Origin of the sequence: Phenylobacterium sp. (genome assembly GCF_016793225.1) — a bacterium.
Classification (GTDB): domain Bacteria; phylum Pseudomonadota; class Alphaproteobacteria; order Caulobacterales; family Caulobacteraceae; genus Phenylobacterium.
The window spans coordinates 20611-39178 of record NZ_JAEUMN010000035.1; the positions used below are offsets into that span (position 1 = coordinate 20611).

The window sequence follows — 18568 nt, forward strand, 5'->3', positions numbered from 1 at the left end:
GGCGACGCGGCCGCCCTTTTCGCTGCGCGCTTGACGCAGGGGACGGCGGGGGCCATCTGCGCACGCCTTTGGGAGACGTGACCCACGATGAGCTTCGTCGTTCCGCCCGAGTGGGCGCCGCACCGCGCCATGTGGCTGGGTTTCCCCAGCCACGCGGAGCTGTGGCAGGACGACCTCGCGGCCGCGCAGGGCGAGGTCGCGGCGCTGGCGCGCGCCCTGGCCGGCCCGGGCGGGGAGCGGGTGCGCCTGATGACGGGGCATCCCGACGGCGAGGCGGCGGCCCGCGCGATGCTGGCCGGCGTCGACGGGATCGAGATCGTCCCCGGCCGCTTCGGCGACATCTGGCTGCGCGACACCGGCCCCATCTTCGCGGACGGCAGGGCGCTCGCCTTCCGCTTCAACGGCTGGGGCGGGAAGTACGCCCTGGAGCACGACGACACGGTCGCGCAGCAGATCGCCGAGGCGGCCGGCGCGCCGCTCGTCGCCCACGACTTCATCCTGGAAGGCGGGGCGGTCGACCACGACGGCCGCGGCACGGTGCTCACCACCGACCAGTGCCTGCTGAACCGCAACCGCAACCCCGGCTGGACCGCCGCCGAGGCCGAGGCCGCGCTGGCGCAGAGCCTCGGCGCGCGCAAGGTGCTCTGGCTGGGCGAGGGCCTTCGCAACGACCACACCGACGGTCACGTGGACAACCTGGCGCGGTTCGTCGCGCCGGCCACGGTCGCCGTGCCCGTGGCCTGGGGGCGGGGCGACCCGAACGCCGAGGCCTACGACGACGCCGCCCGCCGCCTCTCGGGCATGACCGACGCCGACGGCGAGACGCTGAAGGTGGTGCGCATCCCCTCGCCGGGCTGGATCGACGGCGAGGACGGCCCCATCCCCGCCAGCCACATGAACTTCCTCATCGCCAACGGGGCGGTGATCGTGCCGATCTACGAGAAGCAGCCGGGCGACTTCGCCGTGGGCGTGCTGAAGGAGGTCTTCCCCGACCGCGCGGTGATCGGCCTGCCCTCCTCCGCCATCCTCACCGGCGGCGGGTCCTTTCACTGCATCACCCAGCAGGAGCCGGCCTGATGCCCCGCACGATCAAGGTGGCCGCCATCCAGACCTCGTACGGCGAGGACCTGGCGGCCAACATCGAGAAGACGAAGGACTTCGTCCGCCAGGCGGCCGCCGGCGGCGCGCAGGTGGTCCTGCCGTCCGAGCTGTTCCAGGGGCCCTACTTCTGCGTGGCGCAGGAGGAGCGCTGGTTCGCCACCGCCCATCCTTGGCGCGAGCACCCCTGCGTGACGGCGCTGGCGCCGCTGGCGGGCGAGCTGGGGGTCGTGATCCCGATCTCGATCTTCGAGCGCGAGGGCCCGCACTACTTCAACAGCCTGGTGATGGCCGACGCCGACGGCTCGCTCATGGGCGTCTACCGCAAGAGCCACATCCCCGACGGCCCCGGCTACATGGAGAAGTACTACTTCCGGCCGGGGGACACGGGCTTCAAGGTCTGGGACACCCGCTTCGGCCGCCTGGGCGTCGGGATCTGCTGGGACCAGTGGTACCCGGAGTGCGCGCGGGCCATGGCCCTGATGGGCGCGGAGGTGCTGTTCTACCCCACCGCCATCGGCTCCGAACCGCACGACCCGACGCTGGACACCGCCGCCCCCTGGCGGCGGGCGATGCAGGGCCACGCCGTCTCGAACGTGATCCCGGTGGTGGGCGCGAACCGCACCGGCTTCGAGCCCTGGGCCGGCTATCCCAACGGCGGCCAGCAATTCTACGGCTCCAGCTTCATCGCCGACCACCGCGGCGACCTGGTCGCCGCTCTGGGCCGCGAGGACGAGGGGGTGCTCGCCGCCGAGTTCGACCTGGACTACCTGGCCACGCACCGCGCCGCCTGGGGCTTTTTCCGCGACCGCCGCACCGACCTCTACGGCGCGCTGACGCAAGCCCGCCCGGCATGATCGAGACCGATCGCCTGATCCTGCGCGCCTTCCGAGAGGAAGACCGCGCGCCCATGGCCGCGATCAACGGCGACCCGCGCGTGAACGAGTGGCTGGGCGGCCCGATCGGCCGCGAGCAGTCCGACGCCTTCGTCGACCGCGTGAACGCCCAGATCGCCGCCGACGGGTTCGGCTTCTATGCCGCCGAGCGGAAGGCCGACGGCCGGCTCATCGGCATGATCGGCATCCGCCGCAACGTCAGCCCTCCGGCCCCCACGGCCATCGAGCTGGGCTGGCGCCTGTCGCCCGAGGCGCAGGGGACCGGTCTCGCCACCGAGGGGGCGCAGGCCTGCCTGGACTGGGGCTTCGCCAATCTCGACACCGACGAGATCCTGGCCTGGACGGCGTCCACGAACGTCCGCTCCCAGGCCGTCATGCGCCGGATCGGCATGGCCGCCGATCCCTCGCGGGATTTCGTCCACACCGGCCTGCCCGAGGGCCATCCGCTGCGCCAGCACGTGGTCTTCGCCGCCAGGCGCCCCTGACGGCGCAAGCGCCGGACGGAGGGGGCCGGCCGCGCGTCGCATTTGCCGCCGAAACACGGATCGGCTAGAGGAGGCGACCTTGCCCGCAGGCCGCACGCCCGGCGCGGCGCACAGCAGATTTTCGAAGGTTCCCGATGACCACCACGACCCCGCAGGCCCCGGGCCAACTCTCCGGCAACGTCCTGTTCTATTCGAAGCCCGAGCCGCTGGCGAAGGAACTGCACTCCAACCTCGGCGTGAAGCGCATGGACGGGCCGTTCGGCTTCGCCAAGGCCGGCCACGCCATCCCGCTGACCGTGGGCGAGTTCCCGCTGGCCGCCGTCACCGGCCCGATCATCTTCGTGGGCGAGGAGAAGCTCCCGATCGCCGTCATGGGCCTGAACGCCGGCGAGAACATGTTCGTGAAGGACGACGGCACCTTCGAGAGCGGCATCTACATCCCGGCCTACGTGCGCCGCTATCCGTTCGTCTTCGCCAACGACGAGCAGAACAAGCAGATGGTGCTGTGCATCGACCGCAACGCCGAGTTCATCACCGACAAGGGCTATGACATGGCCTTCTTCGAGGCCAACGGCGAGCCGACCGAGTACACGAAGAACTGCATCGAGTTCTGCAACAACTTCGAGGTCGAGCGGCAGCGCACCATGAGCTTCGTGCAGCTCCTGAAGGACCTGGACCTGTTCGAGACCAAGGAAGCCACCTTCACGCCCGCCAACCCCGACGGCACGGCCGGCGAGCCGCAGAAGATCGCCGAGTACTTCGGCGTGTCGGAAGAGAAGCTGAACAAGGTGCCCGCGGCCAAGTTCGTGGAACTCCGCGACAACGGCGCGCTCGGCCAGATCTACGCCCACATCCACAGCCTCGTGGGCTGGGACCGCCTGATCGCCCTGGCCATGACCAAGGCCGCCGAGCAGCAGCCCGCCGCCAACCTGAACTAAGGGGCCGGCCGCCCTCTCCCTCCAGGCTTTCGAGCGCCCCCCAAGGGCGAGGTCGAAGCCGGAGGGGGCTTCAGCGCGTGAAGACGCTCCGCGTCAGGCAGGAGAAGACCAGCCGCCCGGCTTCGTCGAGCAGGTCGTGCTGGGCGATGACGATGCCCTTGTCTTCGCCCACGGGGTCCTTCGCCATCACCGTCATCCGCCCGCGGAGCAGTTCTCCGGCGGGCGGGTTGCGCATCCAGCGCAGGGCGTCCACGCCCAGCCGCTTGGTCTGGGGCCAGTCGGTCGCCGCGATCGCGTCGAGCCGCGCCCAGATCGCAAAGACCATGGCGTCGGGCGCGCCGCGGTCCGCGCTCCACCCCGGCGTGAACGCGGACACGAATGTCTTCAGCGCCTCGGGGTCGACGGCGGCGACGCCGAGGTTCTCGACCTGGCCGATCGAGAGATCGTCGAAGGATGCAGGCAACGGCGGACTCCAGCCGGGACAGGGATTCGCCGATCATGGCGGCCCCGTCTGCGCTGTCGAGCCGCTTTGCGTCCGGGCATCCGCAGGCCATATAGCGGCGGTACAATCGGGGTCCGGGCTCTGAGGTGACGATGCGCTTGCTGCTGGGCGGACTTCTCGCCCTTCTCTTCTCCGGCCTCGCGCTCGCCGCGCCCGTCAACACCGGCCACCTCGTGGCCGAGCTCGTGCCGGCGACCCAGGGCGTGGCGCCGGGACAGACGGTCCACATCGCGCTTCGCCAGCAGATCCAGAAGGACTGGCACACCTACTGGCGTAACGCCGGCGATTCCGGGGAGGCGACCTCGGCCGCGTGGACGCTGCCGGCCGGCTGGACCGTCTCGGACTTCACCTGGCCCACGCCCGAGCGCCTGCCGTTCGGTCCGCTCGTGAACTACGGCTACAAGGGCGAGGTCCTGCTCCCCGTCTCCGTGACGGCGCCGGCCAACGCGCGTCCCGGCGAGACGGCCCGGCTGACCGCCAAGGTCCAGTTCCTGGTCTGCGCCGACATCTGCGTGCCCGAGAACGCCACGCTCACGCTCGACCTTCCCGTCACCGAACAGCCGGCCCCCGCCGACGCCCAGTGGGGCGGCAGGATCGCCCGGACGCTGGCCGAGGCGCCCAAGCCGGCGGGCCTGACGGCCGCCTTCCGGAAGGAGGGCGACGTCGTGAAGCTGGCCATCGTCGGACCGGCCCTGAAGGGCGCCGATGTCGCCGGGGCCTACTTCTTCCCGTTTTCGGGCTCGGTCATCGATCACGCCAAGCCGCAGGCCGTGGAGCGCGGCCCCGAGGGACTGACGCTGACGCTCACGCCCGGGTTCGCCTTCCAGACCGGCGCGCCCGACCAGATCGGCGGCGTGCTCGCGCTCGAAGGGCGCGCCTACGAGGTCGCCGCCGCGGCCGGCCCCCTGCCGGCGGCCGCCGGCGGCCTGGGTTCGCCCGCGGCGAAGCCGGACGCCCCCGACCTCGGCCTCGTGGCCGCGGCGTTCGGCGCCCTGCTGGGCGGCCTCATCCTGAACCTCATGCCGTGCGTCTTCCCGGTGCTGGCCATGAAGGCGGCCTCGCTCGCGGGGCACGGCGGCGAACAGGCCGCGGCGCGAAGCCAGGGCCTGGCCTTCGGCGCCGGCGTGCTCACCACCTTCCTGGCGCTGGCGGGGCTGCTGATCGCGCTCCGGGCCGGCGGCTCGGCCGTCGGCTGGGGCTTCCAGCTTCAGGACCCGCCGGTGGTCGCCGCGCTCGCGCTGCTGATGCTGGCCGTAGCGCTCAACCTGTCGGGCGTGTTCGAGATCGGGACCTCGCTGCAGGGCGTGGGGTCGGACTTCGCGTCCAGGGGCGGCCTCGCCGGCTCGTTCTTCACGGGCGTGCTGGCGGTGGTGGTGGCGGCGCCCTGCACGGCGCCCTTCATGGGCCCGGCCCTGGGCTGGGCGCTGACCCAGCCGCCCGCGGCGGCCCTCGTGGTGTTCCTCGCGCTCGGCGTCGGCTTCGCCCTGCCGTTCGTGGCCCTGGCCTTCGCGCCCGCCCTGGTGCGCGCGATGCCACGGCCCGGTCCGTGGATGGACGTGTTCAAGAAGGTCCTCGCCTTCCCGATGTACGGCGCCGTGGCGTGGCTGGTGTGGGTGCTCACGGTGCAGGTGGGCCCCGACGCCGTGCCGCGCATCCTGGGCGCCGGCATCGTGCTGGCCCTGGCGCTCTGGATCGCCGGCGCCGCCCAGCGGCGGAGCGCAATCGGCGGGCGGGCCGCCGCGCTGGCGACCGGGGCGGCGGGGCTCGCGGCCGTGGCGATCGTCGGCGGCGCCTTCTGGCCCGCCTACGCGGTGGCGTCGGGCGAGCCGTCCGGCTCGGCGAAGCTCGAGGACCAGGGCTACACGCCCGAGAAGCTCGCGGCCCTCCAGGCGGAGGGGCGGCCCGTGCTGGTGAACTACACGGCGGCCTGGTGCGTGAGCTGCCAAGTCAACGACCGCGTGGCGTTGTCCACCCAGGCGGTGTCGGAGGCGCTGAAGCGCAACAACGCCGTCTACCTCAAGGCCGACTGGACGAAGCGAGATCCGGGCATCGCCGCCGAGCTCGCCCGTTTCGGCCGCGCGGGCGTGCCGCTCTATCTCGTCTATGGCGCGAAGGGCGACGAGCCCGTAATCCTGCCCTCGCTCCTCACCGAAGGCATGGTCGTCAAGGCCATCGACGCCGCCGGCCGGAGCTAGTGGCCGCCCGCGTTCCCGGAGCGAAGCATGTTCGACCGCCGCGCCCTGATCGTCGCCGCCATCGCGCTGACGGCCGCGCCGGGCCTCGCGGCCGCGGCGCCCGTCCTCGGGCAGCCCGCCCCGGCCTTCACCGCCCTCGACGCCGCCGGCAAGCGCCGGTCGCTGGCCGAGTTCCGCGGCCGGACCGTGGTGCTGGAGTGGACCAACAACGGCTGCCCCTATGTTCAGAAGCACTACAACTCGGGGAACATGCAGGCGCTGCAGAAGCGGGCCACCGCGGACGGCGTCGTCTGGCTGACCATCATCTCGTCGGCCCCCGGCTTCCAGGGGTACCTCACAGGCCCGCAGGCGCGCAGGTGGAAGACCAGCGCCGGGGCCCATTCCAGCGGCGTGCTGCTGGACCCGTCGGGCGCGGTCGGGCGCGCCTACGACGCCAAGGCGACGCCGCACATGTTCGTCATCGATAAGGCCGGCCGCCTGGCCTACATGGGCGGCATCGACGACCGGCCCTCCTCGGACCCGGCCAGCCTGGAGGGCGCGAAGAACTACGTGGCCGCGGCCCTGGCGGACCTGAAGGCCGGCCGCCCGGTGGCCGAAGCCGCCAGCCGGCCCTATGGGTGCGCCGTGAAGTACGCCACGGCCGAGTGACGGCCGCCGCCTGGAGCCTCACCCGTTCAGACGGAGCCGTCCGAGCGGGAAAATGAGGCTCTGGAATCAATAACTTGAGCGCGTTCCGATCCGAAAACCGGTTCCCGCTCTTCGGAACGCGCTCCAGATCGAGGTGACCGCTTGAGACAGATCGACGCCGCCTGGGGGGCCCTCGCCGCCGCCGCGCGGGGCGCTGCGGACCGCCGCATCGAGGGGCTGTTCGCGACCGAGCCGGATCGGCTGGAGCGCCTGACGCTGGAGGCGGCCGGGCTCATCCTCGACCTCTCGAAGCAGCCCTGGTCGCGGGCCGACGTGGAGACGCTGCTGGACCTCGCCCGGGCCGCTGACGTCGAAGCCGCCCGCGCGCGGCTGTTCGCGGGCGAGATCGTCAATGTGAGCGAGGGCCGGCCGGCGCTCCACATGGCGCTGCGCGCCCCCGATGGCGCGGACCTGAGGGCCGAGGGGGAGCCGATCTCGGGCGAGGTCGAGGCGGTGCGGAACGCCATGCGCGCCTTCGCCGAGGCCGTCCGGTCGGGCGCGAAGCGGGGCTGCACCGGCCGGCCGTTCCGCGCCATCGTGCACATCGGCATCGGCGGGTCGGACCTCGGCCCCCGGCTGGTGTGGGAGGCCCTGAAGCCGCTGGACCCGCAGATCGAGCTGCGGTTCGTGGCAAACGTCGATCCGGCCGAGCTCGCCCAGGCGCTGACCGGTCTCGATCCGGCCGAGACCCTGCTGGTCACCGTCTCCAAGACCTTCACCACCCTCGAGACCCTGACCAACGCCGAGGCCGCCCGGGCCTGGCTCCGCGCGGCCCTGGGAACCGCCTCGGATTCGCACCTCGTCGCCGTCTCGGCCGCGCCGGACAAGGCCCAGGCCTTCGGCGTTCCGGCGGACCAGGTCTTCGGCTTCTGGGACTGGGTCGGCGGACGCTATTCGGTCTGGTCGTCGGTGGGCCTGTCCTGCGCCGTGGCCCTGGGCTGGGATGCGTTCTCCGCCTTCCACGCCGGAGCGTGGGCGATGGACCGGCACTTCCAGTCGGCGCCGCTCCCGCGCAACGCGCCGGTGCTGCTGGCGCTGGCGCACGTGTTCAACCGCAACGGACTGGGCCGCCCGATCCGGGCCGTCGTGCCCTACGCCCAGCGCCTGCGCCTGTTCGCGCCGTTCCTGCAGCAGCTCGAGATGGAATCGAACGGCAAACGGGTGACGGCCGACGGCCGGCCCGTCGCGCACGCCACCGCCGCCAGCGTCTTCGGCGACGCGGGCACCAACGGCCAGCACGCGTTCTTCCAGCTGCTGCACCAGGGCACGGACGTCGTGCCCATCGACATCCTGGCGGTGCGCGAGGGTTCCGAGGGCGACCCGGCCGCCCAGCGCAAGCTGCTCGCGAACGCGGTCGCCCAGGCCGAGGCCCTGATGGTCGGCCGGCCCGCCGCCGAGACCCCGGACGCCCACCGCGCCTTCCCCGGCGACCGGCCCTCCAGCTTCATCCTGCTCGACCGCCTCGACCCCGCCCGCCTCGGCGCGCTCATCGCGCTCTACGAACACAAGACCTTCGTCGAGGGCGTGCTCTGGGAGATCGACAGTTTCGACCAGTGGGGCGTGGAGCTGGGCAAGACCCTGGCGACCCGCGTGCTGGCCGAGCTCGAGGGCGGCGCGGCGGGGGCGCACGACCCGTCCACCGCCGCCCTGATCGCGCGGTTGAAGTCCTGAGCCCTCACAGGCCAATCTCCCCGCCATGACCTTCGCCACGGCCGCGGCCGGCAACCGGACCGGCGCACGCGACCATATCGTGGACGTGCTGATCGCCGAGCGGGCTCCCCGGCTGTCGGGCAGCCCGGCGTGGCCGCTGCTCCGGCCGCTGCTCTACGCCCTGCTCGACTACGCCAAGGCGCGGCGGATGGCCGACGCGATCGCGCCCATGCCCGGCCGCGCCGCGCTGGACCACGTCTCGGACCTGCTGGCGCTCGACGTCAGGGCGACCGGCCTCGACCGCGTGCCCGCGGAGGGCCGGGTCGTCGTGATCTGCAACCATCCGACCGGCATCGCCGACGGCGTGGCCGTGTTCGACGCCCTGAAGCGGTTGCGCCCCGACATCTGCTTCTACGCCAACGCCGACGCGCACCGCGTCGTCCCGCAGTTCGGCGAGGTGCTGATACCGGTCGAATGGGTCGAGTCCAAGCGGACCCGCGACCGCACGCGCCTGACGCTGCAGCTCACCAAGGCGGCCCTCGACGCCGGACGCTGCCTGGTGATCTTCCCCGCCGGGCGGCTGGCGCGCCGCGCGGCGGACGGCCGGCTGGCCGACCCCACATGGATGTCCTCGGCCATATCGATCGCGCGCCGCCACGAGGCCCCTGTCGTGCCCATGCACGTGGCCGGTCCCTGGTCGACGCTCTTCCACCTGTTCCACGGCCGCTCGGACGAGCTGCGCGACATCACCCTGTTCCACGAACTGCTCAACAAGCGCGGGCGCGCCTTCTCGCTCACCGCCGGTCCGCTGATCCCGCCCGTGGCGCTCGAGGGCGACCCCGTGCGGGTCACCGAGCGCCTCAAGGCGTATGTCGAGCACACGCTGCCGGCCGATCCGGCGCGGCCGTTCGCATGAGGCTTCCCGACGAGGCGGCGACGTCGCGCCTGGGCGCGGCCGTGGCGGCGCGCCTTCGGCCCGGCGAGGCGGTCTGCCTCTCGGGCCCGCTGGGCGCCGGCAAGTCGACCCTGGCCCGCGCGCTGGTCCGAGCGCTCACGACCCCCGACGAGGATGTCCCCAGCCCCACCTTCACCCTCGTCCAGTTCTACGAGGGCCCGAGGCTTGCGGTCGCCCACTTCGACCTCTACCGCCTGACCTCGCCCGACGAGGCCTACGAGATCGGGCTGGACGAGGCGCTGGAGGACGGCGCGGCGGTGATCGAATGGCCCGAGCGGCTGGAGGGCGCCCTGCCGCCGGACCGACTCGATATAGAGATCGCCCTCGCCGCGGACGGCGGCCGTGAAGCCCGGTTCGTCCCGCACGGCGCCTGGGAAGGACGCGTGGAAGGATTGGCGACGTGAGTTCGGACCGCGAGGCCCTGAAGCGCGAGTTCCTGCGGGGCGCAGGGCTCGCCGACGCGCGCCGCGAACCCCTGAGCGGCGACGCCTCGACGCGCGCCTACGAGCGGCTGCACACGGGCCGGGGCACGCTCATCTTCATGGACCAGCCCCCGTCGCTGGAGACGGCGCCCTGCCCGCCCGACGCCACGCCGCAGCAGCGGGCGGCGCTGGGCTACAACGCGCTCGCGCGCCTGGCCGCCGGACGGGTCGACGCCTTCATCGCCACCGCCGGGTGGTTGCGCGCACAGGGCCTTTCGGCGCCGGCCGTCGTCGCCGCCGACGCCGCGGCGGGCCTGGCGGTCCTGGAGGACCTCGGGGACGACCTGTTCGCCCGGCTGATCGAGGGCGGGCAGGACGAGGCCCCCCTGTACGATGCGGCGATCACCGCCCTGGCGCGCCTGCACGAGGCCTCGCCCCCCGACGTCCTCAGCTACGACGGCGCCGAGTGGCCGCTTCTTACCTATGACGAGACGGCGCTCGCCACCGCGGACGGCATCTTCGTCGAATGGCTGCCGAAGCTGCTTCCCCGGCTCGCCTTCGGCGCCGACGCCGTCGACGACTGGAACGCCGTGTGGGCCCCCATCCGCGCGTACGGCGCCGCCAGCGCCAGCGTCTTCTGCCATCGCGACTACCACGCCGAGAACCTCCTCTGGCTGCCCGAGCGCGCAGGCCCTGCCCGGGTGGGCCTCATCGACTTCCAGGACGCGGTGAAGGCGCACCCGGCGTGGGACCTCTCCATGCTGCTGCACGACGCCCGCCGGCAGGTGACGCCCGAGCGCGAGGCGGCCTGCCTGGAGCTCTATTTCCGGCTTCGGCCCGAGCTGGACCGGGCGACGTTCCTCGCCGACTTCCACAGCCTGGGGGCGCTCAACATCGTGCGCATCCTGGGCATCTTCGCCCGCCTCACGACCCGTGACGGCAAGCCGCGCTACGCCGCCCTGATGCCGCGGCTCTGGGGCTATCTCGACCGCTGCCTGGCCGACCCGGCGCTGGGCGGGCTGAAGGCCTGGCTCGAGCGCCATGCGCCCGCCGAGGCGCGCGCGTGACCGCGGCGGGACCGACCACCGCCATGGTGCTGGCCGCGGGCCTCGGCACCCGGATGCGGCCGCTCACCGACACCCGGCCCAAGGCCCTCGTGCCGGTGGCGGGCAAGCCGCTCATCGACCATGTCCTCGACCGCCTGCGGGACGCCGGGGTCACGCGGGCCGTCGTCAACGTGCATCACTTCGCCGACCAGATGGAGGCGCACCTCGCCGGCCGCCGCGACCTGGAGGTGCTGATCTCGGACGAGCGGGCCCAGCTGCTGGACTCCGGCGGCGGCATCCGCCACGCGGCCGACAAGCTGGGGCGCGACCCCATCTTCCTGGCCAACATCGACTCGCTGTGGCTCAACCGCGGCCGGCCGCCGCTGGAGCTCCTCAAGGCCGCCTGGAACCCCGCGGAGATGGATCTCCTGCTGCTGCTGGTGGCGCGCGGCAACGGCATCGGCTTCGAGGGACCGCTGGGGTTCTTCATGGACGCGGCCGGGCGGCTTACCCATTCCGGCGATCCGGACGTCGTCACGCCCTACGTCAACATCGGCTTCGGCATCATGGACCCCAAGGTCCTCGACGGGGAGCCCGACGCGGCGTTTCCGATCCACCCCACCTGGCGCCGCCTCCAGGCCGCCGGACGGCTCCACGGCGCGGTGATGGAGGCGCCGTGGATGCACGTGGGGGATCCCGCCGCCCGCGACGCCGTGGAAGCCGAGCTCGCGCGGGAGGGCGGCGTCTCGTGACCGCCTTCTTCGAACAGCCGGGGCCACGGTGGTTCAACATCCCCGCGCACCGGCCGTTCGCGGAAGACCTGGCGCGCGGCCTGTACGAGGCGCTCATCCCCCAGGGGCCCGAGGCCCTGGCCGACGCCGTGATCCTCACGCCCACGCGGCGCGGCGCGCGCGCCCTGGCCGACGCCTTCCTGCACGCCGCCGGCGGCCAGGCCGTCCTGCCGCCGCAGATGCGCCCGCTCGGCGACCTGGAAGCCGGCGAGCCGCCGTTCGAGCCCGGGGATCTGGCGCTGGACCTGCCCGCCGCCATCGATCCCCTGCGCCGCCGCTTCGAGCTGGTGCGGCTGGTCGCCGAGCTGGCCGAGCATGTGCCCGGCGGGGTCGGCAGCGCGGGCCAGGCGCTCGATCTGGCCGACGCCCTGGGCGGCTTCCTCGACGGCCTCCAGATCGAGGAGGTGGATGTCCGGCGCGCCCTCGCCGGCGCCGCGCCCGCCGAGCTCGCCGCGCACTGGGAGGTCTCCCGGCGCTTCCTCGACCAGGCGCTGGCGCTCTGGCCCCGGCGGCTGGAGGCGCTGGGCGTCGTCGACGTGAGCGAACGGCGCGTCCAACTTCTGCGCCGCCTGGCCCAGGCCTGGACCGACCGGCCGCCGAAGGGGGTGCTCGTGGCCGCCGGCTCCACGGGGACCGCGCCCGCCACTCGCGCGCTCATGATCGCCATCGCCGCCGCGCCGCGGGGCGCCGTGGTGCTGCCGGGGGTCGACCTGAACCTCGCCGACAGGGCCTGGGCCAAGATCGACGTCCAGCACCCGCAAGGGGCCCTGAAGCGCCTGCTGGAAACCGCGGAGGTCGCGCGGGGCGACGTCCGAACGTGGCCCGCCTCGGCGTCCGAGACGCCGGCGCAGCGCTGGCGGCGCCGGGTGGTCAACGAGGCGCTCCGGCCGGCGGAGGAGACCGCCGACTGGCTGCACGTGATCGAGGACCTGCGCCGCGAGGACAGGGACGCGGTGGCCGAGGCGCTGAGGGGCCTCTCGCTCATCGCGGCGCGCACCGAGGAAGACGCCGCGACCGCCGCCGCCCTCCTGCTGCGCGAGGCGCTCGAGACCCCGGACCGCACCGCCGCCCTGGTGACGCCCGACCAGCGGCTGGCCCGCCGGGTCACCGCCAAGCTCGCCCGCTGGGGCGTGGTCCCGGACTCCTCCGCCGGCGAGAGCCTGGCGGGCTCGCCCTGCGGCGCCCTGGCCGCCCTGCTCGCGCGCGCCGCCGTGGATCCCGTCGACCCGGTGGTCCTGCTGGGCCTTCTGAAGCATCCGTTCAGCCGCCTGGGCGATGCGGCGCGGCTGGAGCGCTACGGCCTTCGCGGCCCGCGGGCCCGCACCTGGGACGCCCTGTTCGAGCGCCTCCGCGGCAGGGCCGACGAGGCGATCCCCCTGGCCGAGCGCCTCGCAGCCCTCGTCGGCGGCCTCGCCTGGCCCGGCGAGGTCGACGCGCCGTCGGCAGCCGCGCGCCGGATCGTCGCCGCCATGGAGGCGCTGGCCGCCGACGGGGAGGGACGCACGGGAGACCTCTGGGGCGGGCACGCCGGCGAGGCGATGTCGCGCCTGCTCTCGGGCCTGATCCGGGAGGGCGAGGACCTGCCGCTCGTGACGCCGCGCCAGTTCGCCGATCTGCTGCAGCGCCTGATGGACGGCGAGACCGTCCGGATCGGGGGCGCGACGCACCCGCGGCTTCGAATCCTGGGCGCCATCGAGGCCCGGCTGGTGCGCGCCGACCGCCTCGTCGTGGCGGGCCTGGAGGAGGGCGTCTGGCCCGCCGCCGCGCCGACCGACCCCTTCCTCTCGCGGCCCATGCGCAGCGACCTTGGCCTGCCCTCGCCCGAGCGGCGCATCGGGCTCGCGGCCCACGACTTCGCCCAGGCGGTCTGCGCGCCCGAGGTGGTCCTGCTGCACACCGAACGGCGCAACGGCCAGCCCACCGTGAAGTCGCGCTGGCTCTGGCGGCTGGAGACCCTGGCCAAGGGTGCGGAGCTCTCCATACCCGGCCGGCCCGAGGTGATGGAGTGGGTCCGGGCGCTGGACGCGCCGGGCCCCTACGAGCCGGTGAAGCGCCCCTCGCCCAAGCCGCCCGTCGAGCATCGGCCTCGCGAGCTCTACGTCACGCGGATCGAGACCCTGACCCGGGACCCCTACGCCGTCTGGGCGCGCGACATCCTGGGGCTTCGCCTGCTGGAACGGCCCGACGAGGAGATCGAGGCCCGCGCGCGGGGCACGGCGATCCACGCGGCCTTCGAGCGGTTCGTCACCGACTGGCCGGGCGACCTGCCGCCGGACGCCGCGGCGATCTTCCGCGATCTCTATCTGGACGAGCTGAAGGCGGCCGGCATGCCGCTCGACGCCCTGGCGCGCGAGGGCCCGCTGGCGGGCGAGGCCGCCGCCTGGGTCGCGGACCTGGAGCGCCGCCGGCGCGCCGACGGCCGCGTCCTGCACGTGGAGCGGCGGGGTCAGGCCACGCTGGACATCGACGGCCGCCCCTTCGTCCTCGCCGCCAAGGCCGACCGCATCGAGGTCTCGCCCGACGGCCTGGCGCACGTGATCGACTACAAGACGGGACGCGCGCCGACGAAGAAGATGGTCGAGACCGGCTTCTCGCCGCAGCTCACCCTCACGGCGGCCATCCTGGAGCGCGGCGGCTTCGCCGACATCGGCCGCGCGACGGCCGGAGAGCTCACCTACCTCGAGATCAGCGGCCGCCGTCCCCAGCCTGGGCGCGAGGAGGTGCGGGCGGCGCCGCATGGCGACGGCGACAAGGTGCTGGTGACCCGTCAGGCCGTGGACGACGCCGTCGAGGGCCTGGAGCGGCTGATCCGCCGCTACGACGACCCTTCGGTCGGCTACACCTCGCGCACCGCGCCGCAGTTCGTGAAGAGCTACGTCTCGGACTACGATCACCTGGCCCGGGTCTTCGAGTGGTCCACCAGCGGCGAGGACGACGACGAATGACCGTGGTCGATCTCTTCCCGCCGGAACGCGACGACCAGCTGGAGGCGGCCGACCCCACGCTGTCGGTGTTCGTCACCGCGAACGCCGGGTCGGGCAAGACGAAGACGCTGATCGACCGGGTGGCCCGCCTTCTGCTGGCCAAGGCGAAGCCCGAGACGATCCTCTGCGTCACCTACACCAAGGCCGCCGCCTCCGAGATGCAGCGGCGGCTGTACGACACGCTCGGCGGCTGGTCGGTGGCGAGCGACGCGAGGCTGCGCCAGGAACTGGGCGAGCTGCGCTCGCGCCCGCCGGCCAGCTTCGACGCCCAGGACCTCTCGGAAGCCCGCAGCCTGTTCGCCGCCGCGCTCGAGACCCCGGGCGGCCTGAAGATCCAGACCATCCACGCCTTCTGCGAGAAGGTCCTGAAGCGCTTCCCGCTCGAGGCCGGCGTCCCGCCGGGCTTCCGGGTCATGGACGACGCCGACTCCGCGGCGGTCGCCGCCGCCGCGCGCAAGCTCGTGGCGCACCACGTGCTGAACGTGCCGGGCGACCTCGCCGACGCCTATGGCCGCCTGGCGGTCTCGCTCGACTTCCGCCGCTTCCAGGCGATGTTCGCCGAGTTCGAGGCCCGGCGCGGGGAGCTGCGCGAGTTCTTCGAGGGCCGGGGCGGCCTGGACGGCGCGGTCGCCTGGGTCTGGCGCACGGTCGACGTTCCCGAGGGCACGGATCCCGAGGCGCTGGCGGCCCAGGCGATGGCCCGCATCGACCGCGACCTCTACCGCCGCTGCGCCGAGGCGCTGCGAGGGGGCGGCAAGCCGGGCAAGCAGGATACCGACCGGGCTGCAGCCCTGGCGGCGCTCGCGGCCGCAGAGTCGCCCTCGCTGGAGGACGCCGTCGCGCTGCTGTTCACCAAGGACGACGAGCCGCGGAAGTGGGTCGAGACGGCCAAGCGCCTGCAGGACGAGCCGGCGCTGCGCACCTTCCTGCTCGCCGAGCAGGAGCGCCTGCACGCCGTCCGGGAGCGCATGCGCGCGGCCAAGGTGGGGCACGACAGCGTCGACGCCCTGAAGCTCGCCCACGCCTATCTCGAGGCCTACCGGATCGAGAAGGACGCCTGGGGCGCGCTGGACTTCGCCGACCTCGTCGAGAAGACCTGCGCCCTGCTGCGCGACAGGCCGGCCGCCGCCTGGGTGCTCTACAAGCTGGACGGCGGCGTCGATCACATCCTGCTGGACGAGGCGCAGGACACGGCGCCGGAACAGTGGGCGATCATCGACGCGCTCACCGAGGAGTTCTTCTCGGGCGAAGGGCCGCGCGAGGCCCGGCGGGTCGACCGCGGCGTCTTCGTGGTCGGCGACCGCAAGCAGTCGATCTACTCGTTCCAGGGGGCCCGGCCCGAGCTCCTGTCCGAGAAGTACCTGGCCTACCGCGAGCGCGCGGCCGGGGCGGGGCGGCGGGTGCGGCGCATCGACCTGCTGAAGTCCTGGCGTTCCACCCGCGAGGTGCTGCGCTTCGTGGACGCGGTGTTCACGCCGCCGCACCTGTCCGACGCCGTGCAGCCGGGCGATCCCGTCCGCCACCAGGTCGCCCCGCCCCGTGCGCCCCACCACGGCTGCGTCGACCTCTGGGACATGGAGGTGGACCGCAAGGGGCCCGAGCGCGACGCCTGGGACCTGCCGCTGGACGTGGAGGCGGAGGACAGCGCGAACAAGAAGCTCGCCCGCCGCATCGCCGGCGAGATCCGGCGGCTGATCGCCGACGGCGAGGCGGTCCACGACCCGCGCCTGCGCGAGCTCAGGCCGGCCACCGCCGGCGACGTGCTGATCCTGGTCCGCCGCCGGGGCGCCTTGTTCGAGGAGATCCTGCGCGCGCTCAAGCAGGCCGGATTGCCGGTGGCCGGCGCCGACCGGCTCTCGCTGTCCAGCCACATCCTGTTCGACGACCTGCTGGCGCTGGCGCGCTTCGCGCTCTTCCCCGGCGACGACCTGACCCTCGCCGCGCTGCTCAAGAGCCCCTTCTGCGGCCTGGACGACGACAGCCTGTACCGCCTCGCCCACGGGCGCGAGCGCCGCCTGTGGAGCACGCTGCGCGCGCGCGCCGGCGAAGACGCCCGCTGGTCCGAAGCCGCCGGCTTCCTGCGCCTGGTCCTCGACACGGCGAAGTCGGCGAGGCCGTTCGAGTTCTTCGTGCGGCTGATCGACCATGTCGGGCCGGACGGCCGCTCGATGCGGCAGCGGCTTCTGACCCGCCTGGGGCCCGAGGCGGCCGACGCGCTGGACGAGTTCCTGAGCCAGGCGATGGCCGCCGAGGAGCGGGGCGCGCACGACCTGGAGAGCCTGGCCGACGCGCTCTCGGGTCTCGAGATCGTGGTGAAGCGCGAGATGGAGGGCGCGCGCGACGAGGTTCGCGTGATGACCGCGCACGGCGCCAAGGGCCTGGAGGCGCCCATCGTCATCCTGCCCGAGACCAATCTCGCCAACACCCAGCGCGGGTCGCCCCTGCTGCGCGTCGACCGGGGCGCGGAGGGCGTGGGCTTCCTGTGGTGCCCCCGTTCGGCCGGCGACTGCCCGCCCACCGGGGAGGCGCGGCGCCTGCGCCGCGAGCGCGAGGAGGCCGAGGCCTACCGGCTGCTCTACGTGGCCCTGACCCGCGCCCGCGACCGCCTGATCCTCTGCGGCCGGCGGGCCGAAAGCACGAACGAGGCCAAGCTCGCGGGCTGGTGGGGCGCCGTGCGCGACGCCCTGGGCCACGCCGGCGTCGCCGAGGAGGTGAGCGAACTGCAGCACGAGGACGGCGCCCGCTTCCGCCGTTTCGGCCCCGACCCCGAGCGCCTTCGCCCTGCGCCGGCCTCCGGGTCGTCCCTGGCCCCGGCGCCGGCCTGGACCGCCGCGCCGGCCGCGCCCGAGGCCTTCGCCCGCTACGCCTCGCCGTCGGACCTCGGCGCCGACGCCACGTCGGCCTCCGCCTCCCCCCTCGCGGAAACCGCCGGCCTGGGCCGTTTCCGCCGGGGCGACCTGATCCACCGCCTCCTGCAGCTCCTGCCCGACCTGCCGCCGGGCGAGTGGGCCGCGGGGGCCCGGGCCCTGCTCGCGCGGGAAGCCGATCTCACCGACCCGCAGCGGGCCGAGATGGCCGCCGCCGCCCTCTCGGTGCTCGAGGACCCCCGCTTTGCCGAGGTTTTCGGGCCGGGCTCGCGCGCCGAGGTGGCGATCGCCGGGACCGCCGCCGCCCTGCCGCCCAACCTGCGCATTTCCGGCCGCATCGACCGACTGGTCACCCTGGCCGACCGGGTGCTGGTGGTGGATTTCAAGACCAACCGGCCCTCGCCGGCGGCCATCGAGGCCGCCGATCCCGCCTACCTGCGGCAGATGGCGCTCTACGCCGCGGTGTTGTCCGAGATCTTCCCCGGCCGCCTGATCGAGGCCGCCATCGTCTGGACCGACGGGCCGAAGCTGATGCCGGTTCCAGAAAAGCTGATCGCCGACACCCTTGCCGAGCTCCGCCGTGCCGGTTGATACAGGACCTGACCCCGCCTACATGGCCGAACCTAGAGGCGGATCGGCGTTGCCGTTTCAGCCGCGCGACAGGAGTTTCCCGATGAGCACCGTGAAGGTCACCGACGAATCCTTCCAGACCGACGTCCTGGCGTCCGAGCAGCCCGTGCTCGTCGATTTCTGGGCCGAGTGGTGCGGCCCCTGCAAGCAGATCGCCCCCGCGCTCGAGCAGCTCTCCGACGAGCTGGCCGGCAAGGTGAAGATCGCCAAGCTCGACATCGAGCAGAGCCCCACCACGCCCTCGCGCTACGGCGTCCGCGGCATCCCCACCATGATGCTGTTCAAGGGCGGCCAGATGGCCTCGATGAAGGTCGGCGCCATGCCCAAGCAGAAGATCCTGGAGTGGCTCACCGAAGCCGGCGTCGCGGCGTAAGGCGCGAAGCACTCTCCACCGTGGTGCGCAGGGTCCCCCTTCCCTGGTA

At 73.4% G+C, this 18568-nt stretch carries 15 protein-coding genes; 14 read left to right on the plus strand and 1 reads right to left on the minus strand.

Annotated features, from left to right (window positions below):
• Positions 1-87: 87 nt before the first annotated feature.
• From JNK30_RS03810 to JNK30_RS03825, 4 genes are all read left to right on the plus strand, one after another.
• Positions 88-1077 (plus strand): agmatine deiminase family protein, encoded by a 990-nt coding sequence (locus JNK30_RS03810; RefSeq protein WP_293480336.1) that lies wholly within the window; start codon positions 88-90, stop codon positions 1075-1077.
• Positions 1077-1955, plus strand: coding sequence for an N-carbamoylputrescine amidase (gene aguB, locus JNK30_RS03815; protein ID WP_293480337.1), 879 nt, complete (start codon positions 1077-1079; stop codon positions 1953-1955). The genes JNK30_RS03810 and aguB overlap by 1 nt, the downstream gene beginning before the upstream one ends.
• Positions 1952-2479, plus strand: a complete 528-nt coding sequence (locus JNK30_RS03820; RefSeq protein WP_293480338.1) for a GNAT family N-acetyltransferase — start codon at positions 1952-1954, stop codon at positions 2477-2479. The genes aguB and JNK30_RS03820 overlap by 4 nt, the downstream gene beginning before the upstream one ends.
• 134 nt (positions 2480-2613) lie before the next feature.
• Positions 2614-3417, plus strand: coding sequence for a SapC family protein (locus tag JNK30_RS03825; RefSeq protein WP_293480340.1), 804 nt, complete (start codon positions 2614-2616; stop codon positions 3415-3417).
• A 70-nt stretch (positions 3418-3487) separates the two neighbouring features.
• Here JNK30_RS03825 and JNK30_RS03830 read toward each other — a convergent pair whose 3' ends face one another.
• On the minus strand, positions 3488-3880 hold the full coding sequence (locus tag JNK30_RS03830; RefSeq protein WP_293480342.1) for an acyl dehydratase: 393 nt from the start codon (positions 3878-3880) through the stop codon (positions 3488-3490).
• 131 nt (positions 3881-4011) lie between these two features.
• Between JNK30_RS03830 and JNK30_RS03835 the strand changes: the two genes are divergently transcribed.
• The 10 genes from JNK30_RS03835 to trxA all read left to right on the plus strand — a co-directional run bounded on the left by JNK30_RS03835 (position 4012) and on the right by trxA (position 18519).
• Positions 4012-6114 carry a protein-disulfide reductase DsbD gene (locus tag JNK30_RS03835; RefSeq protein WP_293480344.1) on the plus strand — a complete coding sequence of 701 codons (2103 nt, stop codon included), beginning with the start codon at positions 4012-4014 and terminating at the stop codon, positions 6112-6114.
• Between the two features lie 27 nt (positions 6115-6141).
• Positions 6142-6762, plus strand: coding sequence for a thioredoxin family protein (locus tag JNK30_RS03840; protein ID WP_293480346.1), 621 nt, complete (start codon positions 6142-6144; stop codon positions 6760-6762).
• Between the two features lie 141 nt (positions 6763-6903).
• Complete coding sequence (pgi, locus tag JNK30_RS03845) at positions 6904-8472, plus strand: glucose-6-phosphate isomerase (protein ID WP_293480348.1); 1569 nt, start codon at positions 6904-6906, stop codon at positions 8470-8472.
• A 25-nt stretch (positions 8473-8497) separates the two neighbouring features.
• Complete coding sequence (locus JNK30_RS03850; RefSeq protein WP_293480350.1) at positions 8498-9367, plus strand: 1-acyl-sn-glycerol-3-phosphate acyltransferase; 870 nt, start codon at positions 8498-8500, stop codon at positions 9365-9367.
• Complete coding sequence (gene tsaE / locus JNK30_RS03855; protein ID WP_293480352.1) at positions 9364-9810, plus strand: tRNA (adenosine(37)-N6)-threonylcarbamoyltransferase complex ATPase subunit type 1 TsaE; 447 nt, start codon at positions 9364-9366, stop codon at positions 9808-9810. Before JNK30_RS03850 ends, tsaE begins: the two co-directional genes overlap by 4 nt.
• Positions 9807-10895 carry an N-acetylmuramate/N-acetylglucosamine kinase AmgK gene (gene amgK / locus JNK30_RS03860; RefSeq protein ID WP_293480354.1) on the plus strand — a complete coding sequence of 363 codons (1089 nt, stop codon included), beginning with the start codon at positions 9807-9809 and terminating at the stop codon, positions 10893-10895. Before tsaE ends, amgK begins: the two co-directional genes overlap by 4 nt.
• Positions 10892-11626: a nucleotidyltransferase family protein gene (locus JNK30_RS03865; RefSeq protein ID WP_367118729.1), complete on the plus strand. Its 735-nt coding sequence runs from the start codon at positions 10892-10894 to the stop codon at positions 11624-11626. The genes amgK and JNK30_RS03865 overlap by 4 nt, the downstream gene beginning before the upstream one ends.
• Positions 11623-14610: a double-strand break repair protein AddB gene (gene addB, locus JNK30_RS03870; protein WP_293480355.1), complete on the plus strand. Its 2988-nt coding sequence runs from the start codon at positions 11623-11625 to the stop codon at positions 14608-14610. The genes JNK30_RS03865 and addB overlap by 4 nt, the downstream gene beginning before the upstream one ends.
• Complete coding sequence (gene addA / locus JNK30_RS03875) at positions 14607-18107, plus strand: double-strand break repair helicase AddA (RefSeq protein WP_293480356.1); 3501 nt, start codon at positions 14607-14609, stop codon at positions 18105-18107. Before addB ends, addA begins: the two co-directional genes overlap by 4 nt.
• A gap of 82 nt (positions 18108-18189) precedes the next feature.
• Positions 18190-18519 carry a thioredoxin gene (gene trxA / locus JNK30_RS03880; protein ID WP_293480358.1) on the plus strand — a complete coding sequence of 110 codons (330 nt, stop codon included), beginning with the start codon at positions 18190-18192 and terminating at the stop codon, positions 18517-18519.
• The last annotated feature ends 49 nt before the right edge of the window (positions 18520-18568 follow it).